Raw genomic sequence first — 4,537 nt, 5'->3', positions numbered from 1 at the left:
TCCTCATCCCCATCCACCTCAACCACACCACCCTCCACCGACAAGCCCAGCACACCACCCCCCACCCCCTCCTCCAACACCTCATCCCCACAACCCCCCGACCCGCATCCACCCCCAGCCAGCCCACATCCACCCTCACCAACGCCGACACCCTCCGCAACCAACTCACCCACCTCACACCCGCCCAACAACACCAAACCCTCCTCGACCTCGTGCGCGGTCACGCAGCCACCAGCCTCGGCCACACCACACCCCACACCATCCACACCGAACACGCCTTCACCGATCTCGGCTTCGACTCCCTCACCGCTGTTGAACTACGCAACCAACTGACCACAACCACTGGGCTCCAGCTCCCCACATCGCTGATCTTCGATTACCCGACCCCGACCGCCTTGGCTGACTACCTGTCCGCCGAACTGCTGCAAGAAGTACAGGACACGCAGTCGCCGTCGGCACCCTCCGCACCCTTGTTGGATGAGCCGATTGCGGTGGTGGGGATGGCGTGCCGTTATCCGGGAGGGGTGTCTTCGCCCGAGGCCCTGTGGGATCTGGTCGCCACGGCCACCGACGCCGTCTCTCCCTTCCCGACTGACCGCGGCTGGGACCTCGACGGCCTCTATGACCCCGACCCGGACCAGCCGGGCACGTCCTACGTCCGCGAGGGCGGATTCCTCCACGACGCGGCCGACTTCGACCCGGCCTTCTTCGGGATCTCCCCCCGCGAGGCACAGGCCATGGACCCCCAACAACGACTTCTGCTGGAGACCGCCTGGGAAGCCATTGAGTATGCGGGCATCGACGCGACGTCGCTCAAGGGAGGCTCAGCCGGTGTATTCACCGGAATGATGCACTCCGACTACGCGGTACGGCTCGCTACCGTCCCTGAAAGCCTCGAAGGCTACTTGGGCAACGGCAGCGCCGGCAGTGTCGCCTCCGGTCGACTCGCCTACACCTTCGGTTTGGAGGGGCCGGCGGTCACGGTCGATACCGCGTGTTCGTCGTCTTTGGTGGCCATGCATCTGGCCTGCCAGGCACTGCGGTCCGGAGAGTGCTCCATGGCCCTGGCCGGCGGCGTCACAGTGATGTCCACCCCCACCGGCTTCATCGAGTTCAGCCGCCAGCGTGGTCTGGCCCCCGACGGCCGCTGCAAACCCTTCGCCGCCCACGCCGACGGCACGGCATGGGCCGAGGGCGCCGGCATGCTTCTCCTCGAACCGCTGTCACAAGCCCAGCGCAACGGACACCCCATCCTCGCCCTCGTACGCGGCAGCGCCATCAACCAAGACGGCGCCAGCAACGGACTCACCGCACCCAACGGCCCCGCCCAACAACGCGTCATCCACCAAGCCCTCACCAACGCCCACCTCACCCCCACCGACATCGACGCCGTCGAAGCCCACGGCACCGGCACCACCCTCGGCGACCCCATCGAAGCCCAAGCACTCCTCGCCACCTACGGCCAAAACCACACCACCGACAACCCCCTATGGCTCGGATCACTCAAATCCAACATCGGCCACACCCAAGCCGCAGCAGGCGTAGCCGGCGTCATCAAAATGATCATGGCACTGCGGCACGAAACCCTGCCCCAGACCCTGCACGTGGATGAACCCACCCCACACGTCGACTGGACCAGCGGCGCGGTGTCACTGCTGACCGAACCCCAACCCTGGCCCCGCACCGACCGCCCCCGCCGCGCAGCCGTCTCCTCCTTCGGCGTCAGCGGCACCAACGCCCACCTCATCCTCGAACAACCCCCCGCTACTGGGGAACTGACGGACCCCGCACCAGGCGAGAGGGACGACACCCAGCAGGAAAGCGTCCTGCGCTCGCCAGTACTGCCCTGGCTGCTCTCCGCCCGTACCAACGAAGCCCTACGCTCCCAGGCCCAGCGCCTTCACACCCACCTGCACAAACACAGCGAGCTCCCACCCGCCGACATCGCCTGGTCCCTGGCCACCACCCGCACCACCTTCGAGCACCGCGCAGTCGTCCTCGGCCGCGACCGGAGCGAGATGACCGAAGGACTACGCCGCCTCACCGCCAACGACGCCCCCGGGACGAACACCATCACCGGCGTCGCCCACGACACCGGCAAAACCGTCTTCGTCTTCCCCGGCCAGGGCTCGCAGTGGGCGGGCATGGCAGCCGACCTCCTGGACACCTCACCCGTCTTCGCCCAGCAGATCGCCGCCTGCGAACAAGCCCTCACACCCCACGTCGACTGGTCACTGACCGACGTGCTCCGCCAGACCGCCGACACCCCCGCGTTGGAGCGGGTGGACGTCGTACAGCCGGTGCTGTTCGCCGTCATGGTGGCACTGGCCCGCATGTGGCAGGCCTGCGGCATCCACCCCGACGCCGTCATCGGCCACAGCCAAGGAGAAATCGCCGCCGCCCACATCGCCGGAGCCCTCACCCTCACCGACGCCGCCACCACCATCGCCCTACGCAGCCAGGCCCTCGCCCAACTCGCCGGCCAGGGCGCCATGTGCTCGCTGACCCTCTCCGAAGAACAGACACGGCACCACCTCGCCACCTGGCCCGGACAACTCTCCATCGCCGCCGTCAACGGACCCCGTAACGTCATCGTCTCCGGCGACCTCCACACCATCGACGAGCTCCTCACCCACTGCACCGAGCACAAGATCCGCGCCCGCCGTATCCCTGTCGACTACGCCTCCCACAGCTCCCACGTCGAGGCAGTCGAAACGCAGATCCGTGACAGCCTGGCCCATCTCGCCCCCGCCGCACCCGGCATTCCCCTCCTGTCCACCGTGACCGGTCAGTGGATCACCGAACCCGTCATGGACGCCGACTACTGGTACAACAACCTCCGCCAGCCCGTCCACTTCCACGACGCGCTGCGCACCCTCGACGCGTCAGGTCACCACACCTACATCGAAACCAGCCCCCACCCCGTCCTCACCCACACCATCCACGACACCCACGACACAGCCGACACCGACATCGGTGGCACCACCACACCCACCATCGAACCCCTCGCCATCGGCACGCTGCGCCGGGACGAGGAAGGCCCCCGCCGATTCCTCACCTCCCTCGCCGAGGCCCACACCCACGGCCTGCCCGTCACCTGGCAGCCGGTACTCACCGGTGCCACCCCCTGCCAGGTCGACCTGCCGACCTACCCCTTCCAACGCCAGCGGTACTGGCTCGACGCCCCGGCCCCCCAGCCCGCGGACGGCCCGGCGGGGCCGGGCGGGCAAGCGGCGGAGGCCGGGTTCTGGAAGGCAGTGGAGCAAGGCGATGTGGCCGCACTCAGCCAGACCCTGGCCCTGCCCCCCGGCCAGGAACACCGCACCGGCCTGGACACCCTCCTGCCCGCCCTGGCCACCTGGCGCCGGCACCAGCACCAACGCGCCACCCTGGACACCTGGCGCTACCACCTCACCTGGAAACCCCTGCCCACCACCACCGCCACCGCCACCGCCGGGTCCGACACCACGGCACACGGGGCATGGCTGGTCGTCATTCCCGCGGGCACCGGCACCGACCCGGCCGTGACCGCATGCCTGCAAGCACTCCACGACCTCGAACAGACCACCCACACCCTCGAAATCGACGCCACCACCACCCACCGCCAAGACCTCACCACCCACCTCACCACCCACCTCACCCCCGCCACCAACACCGAAACCGAAACCAGTGCCGGTGACGTCCCGCTGGTGGGGGTGTTGTCCCTGCTGGCCCTGGCCACCGGCTCCCGCACCGACGCGCCCACAGTGCCCGCGGGACTGTGCGCGACGCTCCATCTCCTGCAGGCCCTGCACGACACCGGCCTGCCCGCACGCCTGTGGTGCGTCACCACCAGCGCTGTCACCACCCACCCCGCCACCGACCCCCTCACCCACCCCGACCAGGCCATGATCTGGGGCCTGGGCCGCGTCGCCGCCCTGGAACACCCCCACCACTGGGGCGGCCTCATCGACCTCCCCACCACCCACACCCCCACCACCCAAACCCACCTCACCACCGCCCTCCACCACACCGCCACCGCAGCCCGGCAGCCACACGAAGACCAACTCGCCGTACGCACCCACGGCATCACCACCGCCCGCCTCACCCACACCCCGCCCACCACCACAGCCGAACCCCCCAACGAACACACCACCACCACCCAGCCCTGGCAGCCCACCGGCACCATCCTGATCACCGGCGGCACCGGCGCCCTCGGCACCCACATTGCCCGCCACATCGCCACCACCCACAACACCAGCACCACCCACAACACCACCCGCACTGCTCCCCACCTTCTTCTCCTGAGCCGCCGAGGCCCCGACGCACCCGGCGCAGCCGAGCTGCACGCCGAACTCACCGCCCTCGGCGTCGACGTCACCATCACCGCCTGTGACATCACCAGCCGCCAGGCCCTGGCCGGCGTCCTGGCCGCTGTTCCCGCCGAACAACCCCTCACCACTGTTATTCATGCGGCGGGGGTGGGGTTGACGGTGCCTCTTGTGGAGATGGGGGTGGGGGATGTGGCGGCGGTTGCTGATGTGAAGGTGGTGGCGGC

2 pseudogenes are annotated in these 4,537 nt (G+C 68.9%); one reads left to right on the top strand and one right to left on the bottom strand.

Annotation, left to right across the window (positions count from 1 at the left end):
* Positions 1–224 (bottom strand): annotated as a pseudogene (locus ACZ6JY_RS40675) (hypothetical protein); the annotation flags it as partial.
* Between ACZ6JY_RS40675 and ACZ6JY_RS40670 the strand changes: the two are divergent.
* Positions 189–4,537: pseudogene (locus ACZ6JY_RS40670) on the top strand (type I polyketide synthase); the annotation flags it as partial. The pseudogenes ACZ6JY_RS40675 and ACZ6JY_RS40670 overlap by 36 nt on opposite strands.

This window comes from Streptomyces sp. NPDC046335 (assembly GCF_055587985.1).
The sequence above is the reverse complement of the archived record's forward strand: the minus strand, read 5'-3'. Positions and strand labels throughout refer to the sequence as shown.